The following is a 16744-nucleotide window of genomic DNA, read 5'->3' as shown; positions in this document are numbered from 1 at the left end:
TCCGTGAAAACGCAGGCCGCCGCGCGTGAACCGCCTAGCCGCGCTGGCACCAAAATTCGAAAGAAATTGTTAAGCTGGATTGCGATATTTCTGCCGGCAAGGCACGCTTCGCGACGTCGGATTCGAAGCCGCGAAGCTCGCGATACAGGCCTTCAAGCCGCCATTGTAGTAGCTGCCGACTCGCGCCGCCCGAAGACCCTGACTCCAGCCGGGGCCTGCGAGCCGTCCGCCCGACGTCGGCGGCAGTCTTGTCCCACTCAAGAGAGGAATCAAAATGAACACAAGAATCATGACTCGCCTGTCCGTATTCGTCGTCGCCGGAGCACTCGTCGCCGGCTGCGCAACCCAGCAGGGCACGAACACGGCTGTCGGCACGGGCGTCGGCGCCGGTACCGGCGCGGCGCTCGGCGCCATCTTCGGCGGCGGCAAGGGGGCGGCGATCGGCGCCGGCGCCGGCGCGCTGGTCGGCGGCATCACCGGCTACAACTGGTCGGCCATCCGCAACCGGCTCTCCGGCGCGACCAAGGGCACGGGCACGCAGATCACCGAGCAGCCGGACGGCTCGCTCAAGCTCAACATCCCGAGCAACGTGACGTTCGACACGAACAGCTACGCGATCAGGCCGACGTTCGCGCCCGTGCTCGACCAGGTCGCGCAGACGCTGCAGCAGAACCCGGAAGTCGTCGCCCAGGTCGTCGGCCATACCGACAGCACGGGCCAGCCCGCGTTCAACCAGACGCTGTCGGTCAACCGTGCACAGAGCGTCGTGAATTATCTGACGTCGCGCGGCATCCCGATGCAGCGCCTCGCGGCTGAGGGCCGCGGCGACACCCAGCCGATCGCGAACAACAACACCGAGGCAGGCCGTGCAGCCAACCGGCGCGTGGAGATCTATCTGCGCGCGACGGCGCAGCATCAAGGCTAACGGCAGGACGACCGCCGGGCCGGGCGAGGCCTCGCCCGGCGGCAGCGGCGAGAGAATCGAAAAAACTTCGAACTCTCCCGCCCAACGGCGGTCTGTATTGACGGTACGTGGCTGGCGAAGCCGCCGCGTCACCATTCTCCTCTTGTCGTTGTTGCTCCGGGGCTATCGCGCCCCGGTTTTTTTTGCCCGCTGATTCTGTCGGCGGTCTGCCCGCGGGTTGTCCTCGGCCTGCCCGGACGCCGCGCGCATCACTCCCGGCCCGGAATGCGCACTCCGACAGCCCTGCTAAAATCGCAGTTTCGACCTCCCGCATCACCGGACTCCCTCCCTATGTCAGCACCCGCCACCGACCTCAGTGCCGCCGGCACACACCAGGCTCAGCAGGCCCGCCGCCAGATTCTCGTCACGTCCGCCCTGCCCTACGCCAACGGGCAAATCCACATCGGCCACCTGGTCGAGTACATCCAGACGGACATCTGGGTTCGCGCGCTGCGAATGCATGGCCACGAGGTCTACTACGTCGGTGCCGACGACACGCACGGCACGCCCGTCATGCTGCGCGCCGAGAAGGAAGGCCTCACGCCGCAGCAGCTGATCGCGCGCGTCTGGCAGGAGCACAAGCGCGACTTCGACAGCTTCGGCATTTCGTTCGACAACTACTACTCGACGGACTCCGAAGAAAACCGCGCGCTCTCCGAGTCGGTGTATCTGGCGCTCAAGGAAGCCGGTCTGATCGACACGCGCGACATCGAGCAGGCCTACGACCCGGTCAAGAACATGTTCCTGCCGGATCGCTTCATCAAGGGCGAGTGCCCGAAATGCGGCGCCAAGGACCAGTACGGCGACAGCTGCGAAGTGTGCGGCTCCACCTACGCGCCGACCGATCTGAAGAATCCGTACTCGGTCGTCTCGGGCGCGACGCCCGTGCGCAAGACCTCGACGCATTACTTCTTCCGCCTCTCCGACCCGCGCTGCGAGCAGTTCCTGCGCAGCTGGGTGAGCGGCCTCGCGCAGCCCGAAGCCACCAACAAGATGCGCGAGTGGCTGGGCGAAGCGGGCGAATCGAAGCTCGCCGACTGGGACATCTCGCGCGACGCGCCGTACTTCGGCTTCGAGATTCCGGGCGCGCCGGGCAAGTACTTCTACGTGTGGCTCGACGCGCCGATCGGCTACTACGCGAGCTTCAAGAACCTGTGCGAGCAGCGCGGCCTCGACTTCGACGCGTGGGTGAAGCCCGGCGCGAAGACCGAGCAGTATCACTTCATCGGCAAGGACATCCTGTACTTCCACACGCTGTTCTGGCCGGCGATGCTCGAATTCTCGGGCCATCGCACGCCGACCAACGTGTTCGCGCACGGCTTTCTCACGGTGGACGGCGCGAAGATGTCGAAGTCGCGCGGCACTTTCATCACGGCCGAAAGCTACGTCACGACGGGCCTGAATCCCGAGTGGCTGCGCTACTACTTCGCGGCCAAGCTCAACGGCACGATGGAAGACCTCGACCTGAACCTCGAGGACTTCCTTGCGCGCGTGAACAGCGACCTCGTCGGCAAGTACATCAACATCGCGAGCCGCGCGGCGGGCTTTCTCATCAAGCGTTTCGACGGCCGCGTGAACGACAGCGCGATGCAGCATCCGCTGGTGGCGCAACTGCGCGATGCGATCCCGCAGATCGCCGCGCACTACGAGTCGCGCGACTACGGCCGCGCGCTGCGCCACACGATGGAACTCGCCGACGCCGTCAACGCCTATGTCGATACTGCGAAGCCGTGGGAACAGGCGAAGGATCCGGCCAACTCCGCCGCGCTGCACGAAACGTGCAGCGTGAGCCTCGAAGCGTTCCGTCTGCTCTCGCTCGCGCTCAAGCCGGTGCTGCCGACGCTCGCCGCAGGCGTGGAAAGCTTCCTGTCGATCGCGCCGCTCGTCTGGGCCGACGCGACGCAGCCGCTCTCGTCGGCCAAGCCGATCAACGCGTACAAGCACCTCATGACGCGCGTCGATCCGAAGCAGATCGAAGCATTGCTCGCCGCGAACCGCGATTCGCTGCAGGCCGCCGAAGCGCCCGCCGCCGCTGCCGCTGCCGCTGCAAAGCAGAAGTCGAAGGCCTCGAAGGAAGCAGGCAAGGAAGCCGCCAGGGCCGAACCGGAAACGCCCGAAATCATCTCGATCGACGACTTCGCGAAGATCGACCTGCGCATCGCGCTGATCGTCGATTGCGCGGTTGTCGAGGGCTCGGACAAGCTCCTGCAACTGACGCTCGACGTGGGCGAAGAGCGCACGCGCAACGTGTTCTCGGGCATCCGCTCGGCCTACAAGCCGGAGGACCTCAAGGGCAAGTTCACGGTGATGGTCGCGAACCTCGCGCCGCGCAAGATGAAGTTCGGCCTGTCCGAAGGAATGGTGCTCGCGGCTTCGTCGGCCAACGAGAAGGCCGAACCCGGCCTCTACATTCTCGAGCCGCACAGCGGCGCGAAACCGGGGATGCGCGTGCGCTGACGCGCTGCGTTTCTGCCGCCACACGAGCACGCCTGCGGGCGTGCTTTTTTTTTGGTTCATCGCGGGCCCGGCGGACTACCACCGGATGCGGTCGAAGCGCCGCGTGTAATTGACATCGGAGCCATAGAACGTGCCGCCATATGCGGACACCGACCAGTAGCGCGTGAGGTTCACGGTCGCCTTGACCGCGTTCGCCGCCGACTGCAGACCCTGCTCGAAGCCGATCACGAACCATTCGTTGATCGCCTTCGCAATCATCACCACCTGCGGGTCGGTCAGGCCCACCTCGCTGCGCCCGATCGAGAATTCGTCGAGCCCCACCGACTGCGCGATGCGCTTGCCGCTCGCGCTGCCGAGCAACGCCAGCGCCGTCGTCATCGCGCTCTGCTGGCCAACGTTGTTGCCCTGGTCGGTGCCGTGGCCGAACAGCAGCCACGAGAGCTTTTCGTTGTCGACCACGTTCGGCTCGGAAACGAGCTTCACGACCGGCGCCTGGATCGTGCCCGTGACCTGCACGCCCGCCTCGACCTGCTGGTTGCGCCGCATCGCGAGGATGTTGATACCCGGATTCGCCACTGGCCCGTTGAACGTGAAAAAGCCGTTCTCGATCGCGAGCTTGCGGCCGAACGCCGTGTACGTCGAGCCTTCCGTCACGCGCACGTTGCCCACCGCGCGCAGCGGCACGGACGGCTCGCTCATCGCCGTGATCGTGCCCGCGAGGCCGAGATCCGCGCCCCGTCCGCTGAAGCGGAAGTCGTGGCCGAGGTCGATGTCGATGTGCGCGCGCGGCGCAAAACGCGGCGCGGGCCGCGTGCCGGCCTTCTGGGCCTGCGCTTCGAGCGGCGGCGGCCCGCCGCGCGTCGTGCCGTCGGGACGCAGGATCACCACGTCGTCGCCCAGTTCCGGCGCGGGCGATTCGGGCATGTCGAAGCGCGCGTGATCGACGGTGAACTTGCCGTCGATCTCCATGTCGCCGAGATGCCCGCCGTTCGCAATGCTCGCGCTGCCCGAGAGCGACAGGCGGCGATCCGGCGCGGCGAACAGTTCGAGCTTGTCGGCGACGAGGCTCGCCGTGAGATCGGGCTCGTCGTTGTCGAGGCGAACGCGGCCCGTCGCCCGCAGCGTGCCGCTCGCGCCGTGAAACTCCACCTGCTGGAATTCGACGAGGTTTTGCGAAAGCATCACCCGGATCACGCCGTCCTTGAGCTGCATGCCCTGATCGACGAGCGTCGCGGAAATCCCGTCGCCGACGAGCGGCCCCGAAACGTTCGGCCGCGCGAGCGTACCGGCGAGCGCCAGTTGCAGCGAGAGACGGCCATCGAGCAGATAGCCGGGGCCGAACAGGCCGCCGGTAGTCTTGAGCGACGGCACATTCGCCTTGATCGTGCCGCCGACCGGCGCTTCGTTGGTGAGCGTGAGGACGCCGTCGCGCGGCGTGAGCGTCGTGTACACATCGACGTCGAGCACGCCCACGCGGCTCGCCTGCGCGCGCGCCGTCACGCCGAGCCGGTTGCCGCCGCTGAAAACCGCGCGCGCATTGAGATCGCCGATGCCGAGCGATGCCACGCCGCGCCCGACCTCGGCCGTGATGTCGCCCGAGCGGCGCTTGATCTGCAGATAACCCGTCGCGCTCTGGCCAATCGAGAAGTTCCAGTCGCCGTCGAAGACCAGATCGGTCCTGAGATTCGACTGCACGCCCGTGAACTGCTGGCGCAGTTGCATCACGCGTGCGAGCGAGACGTTCGTGAGCGAGCCCGACGAGCGGATACGGCCATGATCGAAATCGAATGACTTGAGTTCGAGCGACGCGCCCACCAGCGCGAGACGCGTTGCGCCGAGCGTGAGCCTGCCCGCACCCGCGCTCACCGTGAGCGGCGACGCGAGGGCGATGTCGGGCGCGCCGCGGTTCTGCAACTGCGTGATGGTGCCATCCCAGCGGGTGCCGTCCCAGCGGGTGCCGTCGCGTGTCTCGGAGAGTCCGCCGTTCGCGGCCAGTTGCACGTCGACGGCCTGGCCCTGCACCTTGCCCTTCGCGCTCGCGGTGAGCGTGTGCTTCGCGCGCGTGCCCGTGAGGCGCGCGGTGAGCGTCGCGATATCGACGCCCGCCACGGCGATTCCGCTCGCATCGGTGCTGAATTCGAGCGCGCCGTTGGCGCCGTCGCGCAGTTCCGCATGCCCTTGCGCGTGGCCGAGCCGCGTCTGTCCGAACACGACACGCTCGGCCTTGTAATCGAGTGCGACGTCGGGGTGCGCGAAGGTGCCGGTGAGGTCGCCATTCGCCGCGATCTGCCCGGCGACGCCGAAGCCGAGCCGGTCGAGCTGCGGTGCATCCACGTTGAAGCGCAACCGGTCGCCGCGTGCACCGAAGCTGCCCTGCAACGCTACGTCGTTGCCTGCCACCGAGAGATTCGCGTGGCTCGGCAGGATGCGCGAGCCCGCGAGCTGGACGAGGCCCTCGCCCGTGAGCGGAAGGTCCGCATAAACGCTCGGGCCGAGTTTGAATTCGGCCCGGGTCGTGAACGCGGGCGCAAGCGTGCCCGTCGCGTTGAGCGTGCCGTTCACGCGTGCAGTGACGCGTTGCGGCGGCGTGCGCGCAGCGGCAGGCGACGCGGCACGCGATGTTGACTGGGGCGCTTGGGGCGCTTGGGGCGCTTGGGGCGCCTGGGTCGTCAGCGAGAGCGGATCGAAATTGGTCAGCGCCGCCTTGAGCGTGTAGGTGGAATTCGCGTCGTGCTTGATCGCGCCCGACACGTCGAGACGGCCCGCGCCCGAACTCACGCGCACGTCGTTGAACGAGAGCCGCGCGGGATCGAACGTCACCTTGCCCTGCGCACGCAGTGCAGCCTTCGGATCGGCGAGGTCGAGCGCGATGCTCTGCACGTCGCCAGCAAGGTGGATCGTGATCGGACCGGCCAGTTGCGTCGGCCGCACGCGCGCCTCGAGTGCGTTCAGGTCGAGGTTCGCCACCTTGAGGTCGAAGCGTCCGTTGCGTCCGCTGATCGTGCCGCCGCCCTTCAGCGTGGCGCCCTTTACGAGCCGCACGTCGAGGTTCGCAAGACGCTGCGTATGCGCGTCGAGCACGACGTCGCTGCGCGCCTCGACGAGCGGCAGCAGCTTCGCGTCGATCGCGCCCGGCTTCGCATTCACGATCGAGACGTTGCCTGCGACCGTGAAGCCCGCGGCGCGCACGTTTTGCTGTGCGTTCTTACCGGCCTGCGCCGCCGTTTCCGAAGCCGCCGAAGCCGCCGCATCCGGCGTGAGCGGCGCAGCGGCACCCTGCACCGGCTGAAGATCGGCGCGCACGGCGAGATCGGCGAACGGCGCGCCGGGCGAAAAAGCCTGCGGATTGACGTGATCGAACGCGAGTGTCGCGCGCCTGAGTGGCACGGCCGCAAACGGCGTCGCCTCGACATGCGCGCGGCCCGTGAGCTTCATGCCGCTCGCGTCGAGATCGGCGGTGAGCGCCGCCAGCATGCCGCCGACGCGCCCGCTCACCTGCACGCCCTCGTCGCGGACCTTGCCCGCGTAGCGGAGGTCGCCCGTGAGCGGGAACGGCTGCACGCCGTCGAGCTTCGCGCGGGCGCTCACCGCGCCGTACGGCGTGTCGAGCTGCTCGACCACGGCCTCGTGATGCCGCCCGTCGCTGCGCCCGTGAAACACGAAGCGCGCGAATTCCGTCGTCGAAGCGCCTTCGTGCAGCGTGAGCTTCGCCACGCGCAGATCGCGAATGTCGAGCGCGAGCGGCAATTGCAGATCGCCGGGCAGCGACATCGGCGTGGACGGCTCGGCGGACGGCACGAGGCGCAGATCGACATCGCCGATGTCCAGATAATCCACGACGAAGCGCCATGGCCGCGCCGAGAGCGCCCACTTGCCGCTCACGCGATCGACAGCAAAGGTCGCGCCTTGCGCGTCGTGCCAGCGCACATCGCGCATTCGCAGGCCCGTTGCGAGCGTGCCGCCCTCCAGCGTGCCCGCAAGCTGCCCGCCGAGCACGCTCACCGCCGCGCGCCACGCGAGCGCCGTGCCGCGCTCGGTCGTCGCCGCGCCGTAAAGCAGTCCCGCCACGAGCGCGACGATCAGCACGGGCACCGCGATTGTCCACGCGAGCGCGCGCACGATCCTGCGCGGCGGCGGTGACGGCGGTTCAGCGCCCTGGCCGGACGGCGGCTCCCCGGGCGGTGCGCCGCCGCCCGCCGCACCGTCTGCGCCGAATCGATCGAGCGCAGCCATGGCAGGCATGATCCAGCCGACGACAAAACGCGCGCTCATACGGCGGCTCCCGCAGCGGCTCCAGCGACGGGCAGCAGCGCCGAAACGAAGCGCGAGGTCGTCATCGTCGTCATCAGAAAGCAATCCCGAGCGTCAGATAGGGCCGCACGCTGCGGTTGCGAAAACCATACGCGAGATCGAGGTTCACAGGGCCGACCGGGCTGCGCCAGCGCGCGCCCACCCCGGCGCCCGTGTCGAACACCTTCTCGCCCCACGCATCGGTGGCGGTGCCGACGTCGAAGAACGCCGCGCCGCCCCAATCGTGGCTGAACCAGTGCTGATATTCCGCCGATCCCGTCGCGAGATACTTGGTCGGCAGGATCGAACCGGCAACATCGTTACCGAGGCTCTCGAAGCTGTAGCCGCGCACCGAATTCGAGCCGCCCGCGCGAAACAGCAGCGAGGCCGGCACGTTGCGCGACCCGGAGCCCGTGAATACGCCGCCGAGTTCCGCACGAAACAGCACGAGGTCGCTGTGGCCGATCGGCAGGTATTGCTGGCCGCGCATGTAGCCGCGAATGAAGGTCGCGTCGGAGACGACGTCCTTCACGGCGAAGCCCGCCTCCATGCGGATCAGGTTGCCCGAGCGCGGGAACAGCGGATCGTCGACGTTGCGGCGCGTCCAGCCCCACGACGGCACCAGCGCGCGGGCCATCGTGGGCCCTCCGGTGTTCTGATACAGCCGGTCCTGGTAGTAGAGCAGCGCGTACGAGTAATCGATGTTCTGCGAGGTGCGCGTGCGCTGCAAGCCCGAGCGGAAGCTGTAGATGCGCGTATCGGACACATCGGTGGTCGTGTACGAGATGAGCGCGCTGTTGGTCCAGGCGCGTGGGCCGGGCGGCATCGAGAGCGTCACCTGGCCGAACTGCTGGATCTGGTCGAGCCGCCCCTGGAACTGGAGCGGCCACGCGGCGCCGAACGTGTTGAGATACGTGTACGAGCCCTGCACGTGCGCGCCGGTATCGGTCGAATAGCCGACGCTGCCGCGGAAATTGTTGTACGGGAACTCGCTCACCTTGGCGTGCAGCGGCGTGAGCAGCGGCTTCTGGGTGTCGTTGTCGACGTCGATGGCCACGCTGGCGAAATACGGCGTGTTCTGCAACTGGCGATGCAGTTCCGTCACGCGGCTGACGTCGTAGTACTCGCCCGGCGAAATCGGGTTGACGTTGTTCACGATCCAGGCCGGATAACGCCGCGTGCCCGATACGTCGAGCGGCCCCATCGTGAAGGTGGGGCCGCTGTCGAGGGTGAGCGTCAGTTGCGCGTCGTGCCGCAGCGGATCGATGCGCGCCTCCGACTGCACGATTCTCGCGCCGAGGTAGCGCCGCGACTGCAGCGCCTTGAGCGACGCGTTCTTGGCGTCGTCCCAGCCCGACTGCGTGAACGGATCGCCGCCGTGCAGCGAGAACGCGAAGCGGGCGGCGTTCTCCTGCTTCTTGTCTTCGGTGAGCACCGGGCCGCGAAACGTCAGCGTCACCGACGAGATCATGGTGCGCTGCCCCGGATCGACACTCACGCGCACGCGCCGCCTGCCGTTCACGGTATCGGTGTCGGTGCGCACGACCGCGGAGAAATAGCCGTCGGTGGAGGCAAGGTCGCGCACCTGCTGCGGCGTGGCGGTCACGAGGAACTCGAACTGATCGTCGCTGACGTCGTTGCGCGTCGAGAAGCGCGCGATGTCGAGGTGCGTTTCGAGCAGCTTGCGCAGCTCGCGCGGTTTGGCGTCGATCTCGACATCGTAGTAGGTGCGCGCGCGCAGCCACGGCAGCAGGTTGTCGAGCGCGGCGAACGCGGGCGTCGCGGCGAGCAGGCCGGCGACGAGCCACGCGGCGAGCAACCCGGCAAACGATGCGGCAAGCGACGCGGCAAAACGGCCGGCAGCCGCCACGCCGCAGCGGGCGCGCGGCACGCTGCCAGCCGCCGCTGCGGCTGGCGTTGCGTGCAACGGCCGCGCAGCCCGTAAAGGATGCCGCCACGCGCGCCACGCTTCGATCACCCTTCCCGCCAAACAAGACCTCCGGCCTTCGTAGAACTGGTCGCCACCGCTGGTCGCCACCGTTTTTGCCGCGCGCCGCGCGCACCATGGCGGCGTGCGCGTCGCGGCGCGAACGTGTTATTTCACCACATCGGCGCGCCCGCACTCCGTAACGCGGCGCAAAAAGGGCCGCAAGCGCCCATCCAGGTCCGCCGCGGCGGGCCGTGCCTGCCTTGGCGCCCGCTGTGTCACCCGCTGTGTCACCCGCTTCGGCACCCGTTTTGGTGACTGCTCTGGCGACTGCTCTGGCACGCATTGCAGGTGCATCCAGTGCAGCCCGCAGACCCGATACACCGCCCGGCCGCATGTTCCGCACGCTGCGCTTGCTGTAAAATTGCCGGCGACATAAACAGAGGCGGGCTCGCAATGGTGCGATCCCGCCATTTTTCACGGACGTCGGCCATGTATCAGTCGGACATCACGCAGTTCCTGAACCAGTTGAAGCAGAAGCACCCGCAACTCGAAGAGCAGCAACGCCAGGGCCGCGCGCTCCTGTGGGACAAGCAGCCGCTCGATCTCGACGAACGCGAGCGCCAGCAGGCATCGCGCGTCAAGCAGACGGCCTACGTCTACTACCAGAACTTCTGATGGCCGAGGCCGACGGGGCCGGAACACCCAAGACGGGACACGTCGCGGGCGCACCGGCGCACAGTCCGGCGGACGAGGCGCTGGCCGCGCCCGCAACGGATTCGACGCCCGATACGGTTGACGGCGTCGCATTCGCACGCCTGTACGGCGAGCCGCTCTTCAAGCTGCCGCAGGACCTGTACATCCCCCCGGATGCGCTCGAAGTCTTTCTCGAGACCTTCGAAGGCCCCCTCGACCTGCTGCTCTACCTGATCCGCAAGCAGAACTTCAACGTCCTCGACATCCCGATGGCGGATGTCACGACGCAATACCTCGGCTACGTCGAGCAGCTGCGCAAGACCAATCTGGAACTCGCAGCCGAATATCTGCTGATGGCCGCGATGCTCATCGAGATCAAGTCGCGCATGCTCTTGCCGGTCAGGAAGGCCGACACCGGCGAGGAAGCCGAAGATCCGCGCGCCGAACTCGTGCGCCGCCTGCTCGAATACGAGCAGATGAAGCTCGCCGCGCAGCGCCTCGACCAGCTCCCGCAGCTCGGGCGCGACTTCCTGCGCGCCGAGGTCTACATCGAGCAGAGCGTCACGCCGCGCTTTCCCGACGTCGACAGCAACGACCTGCGCGCCGCATGGGCCGACGTCATCAAGCGCGCGAAGCTCGTGCAGCACCACAAGATCTCGCGCGAGGAACTCTCGGTGCGCGAGCACATGAGCGTGATCCTGCGCAGGCTCCAGAATGCGCGCTTCATGGAGTTTTCCGAGCTTTTCGACGTCTCGCGCGGCGTGCCGGTCGTGGTCGTGAACTTCATCGCCATGCTCGAACTGTCGCGCGAGTCGTTGATCGAGATCACCCAGGCGGAGCCCTTCGCCCCGATCTACGTGCGGCTCGCCTACCTGCCGGCCTGAGCGCCCCTGAACACCCCACGACGCTCGATCCCGCGCCGCGCAGCTGCCGCGCGGACTGCCCGTCCGCGGCCAAGCGCCGCCCTCTGAACACCCGCGCCCGTGGTCGGCGGCAGCGTTCACGCCCCCGATTCCGGCGGTTGCGTCCAGCGCCTCGCCGCATGCCCCTTCCGTCAGGAGCGGCTGCGCGACGCGCTCAAATCCTCTACAATCGCCGGCGCCTGCCTTGCCGTCAGCGGACAGAACGTCCGCCGCTCCAACCGGCTCCCCGAACTGGCCCGCCGCATCCGGCGGCCGGTGGCTGCAACCCCGTCTTGCCCCGCGCGAGGCATAACGCATCCGATCATGAAAGTCATCAGCTCGATTCAGGAACTGCGCGACCAGTTGCGCGGCCAAAACCGCACCGCGTTCGTGCCGACCATGGGCAACCTTCACGAAGGCCATCTGTCGCTGATGCGGCTTGCGCGCCAGCACGGCGACCCGGTTGTGGCGAGCATCTTCGTCAACCGGCTCCAGTTTGGTCCGAACGAGGACTTCGACAAGTACCCGCGCACGCTCCAGGACGATATCGAGAAGCTGCAGAAAGAGAACGTCTACGTGCTGTTCGCACCGACCGAGCACGACATGTACCCGCAGCCGCAGGAATATCGCGTTCATCCGCCTCACAACCTCGGCGACATCCTCGAAGGCGAATTCCGCCCCGGCTTCTTCGAAGGCGTGTGCACGGTCGTGATGAAGCTGATGTCGTGCGTGCAGCCGCGCGTCGCCGTGTTCGGCAAGAAGGACTATCAGCAGCTGATGATCGTGCGCGCGATGTGCCAGCAGTTCGCGCTGCCGACCGAAGTGATCGCCGCCGAAACGGTGCGCGACGCCGACGGGCTGGCGCTCAGTTCGCGCAACCGCTATCTGACGCAGGCGGAGCGCGCCGAGGCGCCGCAACTGGCCGGCGTGCTGCGCGCGATTCGCGAGTCGATCCTGTCGGGCCGGCACGACTTCCAGCAGCTCGAACTCGACGCGATGGCCACGCTCGCCGCGCGCGGCTGGAAACCCGACTACATCGCGATCCGCAAGCGCGCGGATCTGCTGGCGCCCGCTCCGGGCGTGGCAGCCGACGCCCATGCGCCGCTCGTCGTGCTGGCTGCGGCGAAGATCGGCGCGACGCGCCTGATCGACAATCTGGAAATCTGATCCGGCTTTTAATCCCCGCTTATTTTCCACGCTTATTTTCCACGCGTTTATCCGTGCTTCACGGGCGGCCGCCGCGCCGCCCCGAGCCAGACCAGCGGCGGGCCGAACGCCCGTCCGCGAGAGGAGCCTCCCCATGCAACGCCACATGCTCAAGTCGAAGATCCACCGCGCCACCGTCACGCACTGCGAACTGCATTACGAAGGCTCGTGCGCCATCGACGAAAACCTGCTCGAAGCGGCGAACATCGTCGAAAACGAGCGTATCGACATCTGGAACGTCAACAACGGCGAGCGTTTCTCGACCTACGCGATCAAGGGCGAGCGCGGCAGCGGCATGATTTCGCTCAACGGCTCGGCGGCACGACGCGCGCAACTGGGCGACCTCGTGATCATCGCGGCCTTCGCGAACGTGGATGAGGCGGAATTGAAGGCCGGCTGGAAGCCGGACCTGGTCTTCGTCGACGAAAACAACCGCATCAAGGGCAGCCGCGACCACGTGCCGACCCAGAACTGGACCTGAAGTCCGGTTTCGCGGGGCGTGCGTTCGCGCGCCCCGCGCGCAGTGGCTCATTTGCGGCTCATTCGGCACTCATTTGCCGCTTATTTGCCATTCACCCAGGCAAGGATCGACTGCCACTGCTCCAGATCCTTCTCCACCCGGCTTTTCGCGACATCCCACAGCGTGAGGCCGTGCGCGGCGAGCTGCACGTAGTTCTGCGTATCGCGCAGATAGCCGAGCACCGGCAGATTCAGTCCCTCGACAAAGCGCTGCAACTGTTCCGCCGAGCGCGTGCGCGCGTCCACCCGCATGCCGACCACGCCGACCTGGATCATCCCCTTGCGGACAGCCTTCTCCTTCGCCAGCCGGTCGAGGAAGTCCTGGGTCGCGAGAATGTCGAACATCGACGGCTGCAGCGGCACGATCACCTTGTCCGCCAGTTCGATGATCGCGCCGAGCCGGTTGCCGTGCAGGCCCGCGGGCGTGTCGATGACCGCGTGTTCGAGCCCTTGCGGCGGCTTCTGCGGCTTGTCGACATCGACGCCCCAGCTTTCGATGGCCGGCAGCGTTGCGGGCCGCAGATCGAGCCACGAATGCGCGGATTGCTGCCGGTCGAGGTCGGCGAGCGCCACCCACTCGCCCTGCGCGGCGAAAAAGCCTGCCAGATTGGTGGACAGCGTGCTTTTGCCCACGCCGCCCTTCGGATTCGCCACCACGATTACCGTCATGAATACTCCTGTCAGGATGGCTGACGCGCCTGCCAGCCGGATTGCCAAGGTATCTGCCTGGCTGCGGGTCGGCGGCCGGAGCGCGCGCCGGACGCAAAAACAGCACAACCCGCGCAAAACCCGCATTATCCCATCGCACCGCAACCGCACCGGTACAATCACGCGATGATTTCGCGCGACCTCACCTTCATCGTCGGTGGCGCGCGCTCGGGCAAGAGCGCGTACGCCGAACGCCTCGCCCGCGAAAGCGGGCTGCCTGTCACCTACATCGCCACGGCGCGCGTCGCGGACGACGAGCTTGCCGAGCGCGTCGCGCATCACCGTACACGACGGCCCGCGCACTGGGCGCTGGTCGAAGCGCCGCTCGATCTCACGGCCGCGCTCGACACGGCTGCGTCGAATGGCCAGTGCGTGCTGATCGACTGCCTCACGCTCTGGCTCGCCAACCTGCTGTGTCCGCCCGGCTCCGAAACCCCGCTGCCCGACTGGTCCGCGCGCGTCGACGCCTTCGCCGCCGCCTGCGCGCGCGCGCACGGCACGGTGCTGGTCGTGAGCAACGAGATCGGCATGGGCGTCGTGCCGCTCGGCGCGGCCACGCGCCTTTACGTCGATGAACTCGGCCGGCTGAACCAGCGCATTGCCGCGATTGCCGACCGCGCGACGTTCATCGCCGCCGGATTGCCGCTTTCGCTCAAGACGCCATGATGCCGCGCATCCTCACCCTGCCCCGCACGGCGGCTTCGTCATGACGCAACGCCGTTTCGCTGCGCTGGCGCTCGGTGCAGCCGTGGCGCTTACCACGTTTACTGCGCTCACCACGCGCGCCGCATCGGCAGCGGTCAGCGTCGTCGACGATGCCGGGCGCACCGTCACGCTCGCCGCACCCGCGCGGCGCGTGATCAGCCTCTCGCCCCACGGCACCGAACTGATCTACGCGGCGGGCGGCGGCGCACGGCTCGTCGGCACGGTCAGCTACAGCGACTACCCAAGCGCGGCCAGGCGCGTGCCGCGCATCGGCGACGCCCTCGTGCTCGACCTCGAACGCATCGCCGCGCTCAAGCCCGACCTCATCGTCGTCTGGTGGCAAGGCAACGCGCAGCCGCAGATCGACCGCCTGCGCGATCTGCACATTCCACTGTTTTTCAGCGCGCCCCGCCGCCTCGACGACGTCGCGACATCGCTTACGCGCCTCGGCGTGCTGTTCGATACGCCGGACACCGCGCAGGCCGCTGCCGCGGATTTTCGCCGCGACGTCGCGCAACTGCGCGCGCGCTACGCGGGCCGTCCGCCTGTGAGCGTGTTTTACGAAGCGTGGGATCGGCCGCTGATGACGCTCAACGGCGAGAGCATGATCAGCGACGTGATCACGCTATGCGGCGGACGCAACATATTCGCGGGCTTGAAACCGCTCGTGCCGACGGTTTCGACGGAAGCCGTGCTCGCCGCCGATCCCGATGCGATCGTGACGTCCGCGCAAGGCGCGACCGCCTCCGATCAACCGTTGCCCGCACTCGAAAGCTGGCGCGCGTGGCCGATGTTGACGGCGGTCAGGCGCGGCAACCTCTTCGCCATCGACGGCGATCTGCTCACGCGCCCCGCTCCGCGCATCGCCCAGGGCGCGGCACAGCTCTGCAAGGATCTGGATCAGGCGCGCGCGCGTGACGCCGGCATGAACCGTTGATTCGCATTGATTCGGGATTCGAATTAATTCAGACGTTCCAGCGGACCAGCGACCACTGTCCGCTCGCCGCATCGCGCCGCAACCAGACGAGCGCGGCCATTTCCAGCGGCCAGCGCACGCAGCGCGAGATCGGCAGATCGAGCGCGCGCGCCGTGAGCGCGCGAATCACGCCCGCGTGCGTCACGACCCAGGCTGTGTCGCCTGTATCTGCTTCGTCGGCTTCACGTGCAACGCGCGCTTCATCTAGCCAGTCGCCGACACGTGCGTCGAACTGCGCAACGCTCTCGCCGCCATGCATGCGGGCGTGCTCGAAATCCGCGGCCCAGGCGTCGATCTGCGCGCGCTCGATCGCATCCCAACGCCGCATTTCCCACGCGCCGAAATCCATCTCCGCGAGCCGCTCATCGACGCACGGCGCAAGACCGTGCGCCGATGCGAGCGCATGCGCGATCCGCGCGCAGCGCGTGAGCGGGCTCGACTCGACACGCAACGGCGCACGCGCGCCGAGCGCGTCGAGCCGCTGCGCAAGCCGTGCGGCCTCGTGCGCCGCGTCGCCCGCCAGCGGCACGTCGCTGCTGCCATAGCAGACACCCGGCTCGACGGCCACAGCCGGATGCCGGATCAGAACGAGATCCACGCGAGCCCCACGAGATAGATCGCGAGTTCAAACACCTGTTGCGCAAAGCCGAGACAGTCGCCGGTATAACCGCCGATGCGCTTCGCGAAGTAGCGCCCGAGCGCGAAGCGCAGTCCGGCGAGCACCACGAGCGTAGCGATGCCCGCACGCCAGTCGTGCCCGTCGGGCCATGCAGGCCAGAAGAGCCAGGGCAGGCCGAACAGGCAGGCGAAGAGCAACGCCGCAACGCTCATGCGCTGGGCGACCGGCTTCGCCTTGCCTTCGGCGCGCACGTAGTCGAGCGAGACGAGATAGCTGATCGCGCACGCGCGGCTCGCGGCGTGACCCGCGATCATGAGCATCGCGGCGCGCATGGGCGGCAGCGCGGCGAGCACCTGCCACTTCAACGCGAGCGCGACGACAACGCCGATCGCGCCGAACGCGCCGATCCGCGAATCGTGCATGATGCGCAGCACGTCCTCGCGTGTGTAGCCGCCGCCGAACGCATCGCAGCAATCGGCGAGCCCATCCTCATGGAAGGCGCCGGTCGCGACGAGCGTCGCCGTCATCGAGAGCAGCACCGCCACGCCGGGCGGAAAGACGCGTAGCGCCGCGAGATACACGAGCGCTGCAAACGCGCCCACCACCGCGCCCACGAGCGGGAAATAGCGCGCGGCGGCGTTGAGCCATGCGGGTTCGAAGCCCACCCAGCGCGGCACCGGCACGCGCGTGAAGTAGCCGAGCGCCGTGAAGAAATAGCGCAGTTCCGCAAGCGGATTCATCGCCGATGCCTCACGTGCACGCCGCCTCCCGCGTC

At 67.6% G+C, this 16744-nt stretch carries 13 protein-coding genes; 8 read left to right on the top strand and 5 right to left on the bottom strand.

What is annotated here, in order from left to right; genetic code table 11:
* The first annotated feature begins 274 nt into the window (after positions 1–274).
* A complete protein-coding gene (locus tag EPN59_RS03505) occupies positions 275–925 on the top strand; it encodes an OmpA family protein (protein WP_293036909.1) in 651 nt (216 codons plus the stop codon).
* A 330-nt stretch (positions 926–1255) separates the two neighbouring features.
* Positions 1256–3421 carry a methionine--tRNA ligase gene (gene metG, locus EPN59_RS03500; protein ID WP_293036907.1) on the top strand — a complete coding sequence of 722 codons (2166 nt, stop codon included), beginning with the start codon at positions 1256–1258 and terminating at the stop codon, positions 3419–3421.
* A 75-nt stretch (positions 3422–3496) separates the two neighbouring features.
* On the opposite strand, the gene EPN59_RS03495 is transcribed toward metG, so the two are convergent.
* Both EPN59_RS03495 and EPN59_RS03490 read right to left on the bottom strand, forming a co-directional pair.
* Positions 3497–7654 carry a translocation/assembly module TamB domain-containing protein gene (locus EPN59_RS03495; protein WP_293045575.1) on the bottom strand — a complete coding sequence of 1386 codons (4158 nt, stop codon included), beginning with the start codon at positions 7652–7654 and terminating at the stop codon, positions 3497–3499.
* A 112-nt stretch (positions 7655–7766) separates the two neighbouring features.
* Complete coding sequence (locus EPN59_RS03490; protein ID WP_293045572.1) at positions 7767–9464, bottom strand: autotransporter assembly complex family protein; 1698 nt, start codon at positions 9462–9464, stop codon at positions 7767–7769.
* A gap of 666 nt (positions 9465–10130) precedes the next feature.
* Between EPN59_RS03490 and EPN59_RS03485 the strand changes: the two genes are divergently transcribed.
* The 4 genes from EPN59_RS03485 to panD all read left to right on the top strand — a co-directional run bounded on the left by EPN59_RS03485 (position 10131) and on the right by panD (position 12923).
* Entirely contained in the window at positions 10131–10316 is a 186-nt protein-coding gene (locus EPN59_RS03485; protein WP_293035622.1) for a DUF3460 family protein, read from the top strand.
* Entirely contained in the window at positions 10316–11218 is a 903-nt protein-coding gene (locus EPN59_RS03480) for a ScpA family protein (RefSeq protein ID WP_293035619.1), read from the top strand. The genes EPN59_RS03485 and EPN59_RS03480 overlap by 1 nt, the downstream gene beginning before the upstream one ends.
* 342 nt (positions 11219–11560) lie before the next feature.
* Positions 11561–12403 (top strand): pantoate--beta-alanine ligase, encoded by an 843-nt coding sequence (panC, locus tag EPN59_RS03475; RefSeq protein WP_293035616.1) that lies wholly within the window; start codon positions 11561–11563, stop codon positions 12401–12403.
* A 133-nt stretch (positions 12404–12536) separates the two neighbouring features.
* Positions 12537–12923 carry an aspartate 1-decarboxylase gene (panD, locus tag EPN59_RS03470; RefSeq protein ID WP_293035614.1) on the top strand — a complete coding sequence of 129 codons (387 nt, stop codon included), beginning with the start codon at positions 12537–12539 and terminating at the stop codon, positions 12921–12923.
* 80 nt (positions 12924–13003) lie between these two features.
* On the opposite strand, the gene EPN59_RS03465 is transcribed toward panD, so the two are convergent.
* Positions 13004–13630, bottom strand: a complete 627-nt coding sequence (locus tag EPN59_RS03465; RefSeq protein WP_293035612.1) for a ParA family protein — start codon at positions 13628–13630, stop codon at positions 13004–13006.
* Positions 13631–13795: 165 nt separating this feature from the next.
* On the opposite strand from EPN59_RS03465, the gene cobU reads away from it, so the two are divergent.
* Positions 13796–14335, top strand: a complete 540-nt coding sequence (gene cobU, locus EPN59_RS03460; RefSeq protein WP_293035610.1) for a bifunctional adenosylcobinamide kinase/adenosylcobinamide-phosphate guanylyltransferase — start codon at positions 13796–13798, stop codon at positions 14333–14335.
* Between the two features lie 40 nt (positions 14336–14375).
* Positions 14376–15311 (top strand): cobalamin-binding protein, encoded by a 936-nt coding sequence (locus tag EPN59_RS03455; protein ID WP_293035608.1) that lies wholly within the window; start codon positions 14376–14378, stop codon positions 15309–15311.
* Between the two features lie 28 nt (positions 15312–15339).
* Here the strand turns inward: EPN59_RS03455 and cobC are convergent, their stop codons facing one another.
* Positions 15340–15948 (bottom strand): alpha-ribazole phosphatase, encoded by a 609-nt coding sequence (gene cobC / locus EPN59_RS03450; RefSeq protein WP_293035606.1) that lies wholly within the window; start codon positions 15946–15948, stop codon positions 15340–15342.
* Positions 15933–16709: an adenosylcobinamide-GDP ribazoletransferase gene (locus EPN59_RS03445; protein WP_293035604.1), complete on the bottom strand. Its 777-nt coding sequence runs from the start codon at positions 16707–16709 to the stop codon at positions 15933–15935. Before EPN59_RS03445 ends, cobC begins: the two co-directional genes overlap by 16 nt.
* Positions 16710–16744 lie beyond the last annotated feature (35 nt).

The organism is Paraburkholderia sp. (assembly GCF_004298475.1).
Lineage (GTDB): Bacteria > Pseudomonadota > Gammaproteobacteria > Burkholderiales > Burkholderiaceae > Paraburkholderia > Paraburkholderia denitrificans.
Note: the sequence above shows the minus strand (reverse complement) of the source record. Positions and strands in the feature narration are given on the sequence as shown.

Coding starts and splice junctions, on each gene's coding strand:
- EPN59_RS03505 (WP_293036909.1), top strand. CDS start 275: ATGAACACAAGAATCATGACTCGCCTGTCCGTATTCGTCGTCGCCGGA.
- metG (WP_293036907.1), top strand. CDS start 1,256: ATGTCAGCACCCGCCACCGACCTCAGTGCCGCCGGCACACACCAGGCT.
- EPN59_RS03495 (WP_293045575.1), bottom strand. CDS start 7,654: ATGGCTGCGCTCGATCGATTCGGCGCAGACGGTGCGGCGGGCGGCGGC.
- EPN59_RS03485 (WP_293035622.1), top strand. CDS start 10,131: ATGTATCAGTCGGACATCACGCAGTTCCTGAACCAGTTGAAGCAGAAG.
- EPN59_RS03480 (WP_293035619.1), top strand. CDS start 10,316: ATGGCCGAGGCCGACGGGGCCGGAACACCCAAGACGGGACACGTCGCG.
- panC (WP_293035616.1), top strand. CDS start 11,561: ATGAAAGTCATCAGCTCGATTCAGGAACTGCGCGACCAGTTGCGCGGC.
- panD (WP_293035614.1), top strand. CDS start 12,537: ATGCAACGCCACATGCTCAAGTCGAAGATCCACCGCGCCACCGTCACG.
- EPN59_RS03465 (WP_293035612.1), bottom strand. CDS start 13,630: ATGACGGTAATCGTGGTGGCGAATCCGAAGGGCGGCGTGGGCAAAAGC.
- cobU (WP_293035610.1), top strand. CDS start 13,796: ATGATTTCGCGCGACCTCACCTTCATCGTCGGTGGCGCGCGCTCGGGC.
- EPN59_RS03455 (WP_293035608.1), top strand. CDS start 14,376: ATGACGCAACGCCGTTTCGCTGCGCTGGCGCTCGGTGCAGCCGTGGCG.
- EPN59_RS03445 (WP_293035604.1), bottom strand. CDS start 16,709: ATGAATCCGCTTGCGGAACTGCGCTATTTCTTCACGGCGCTCGGCTAC.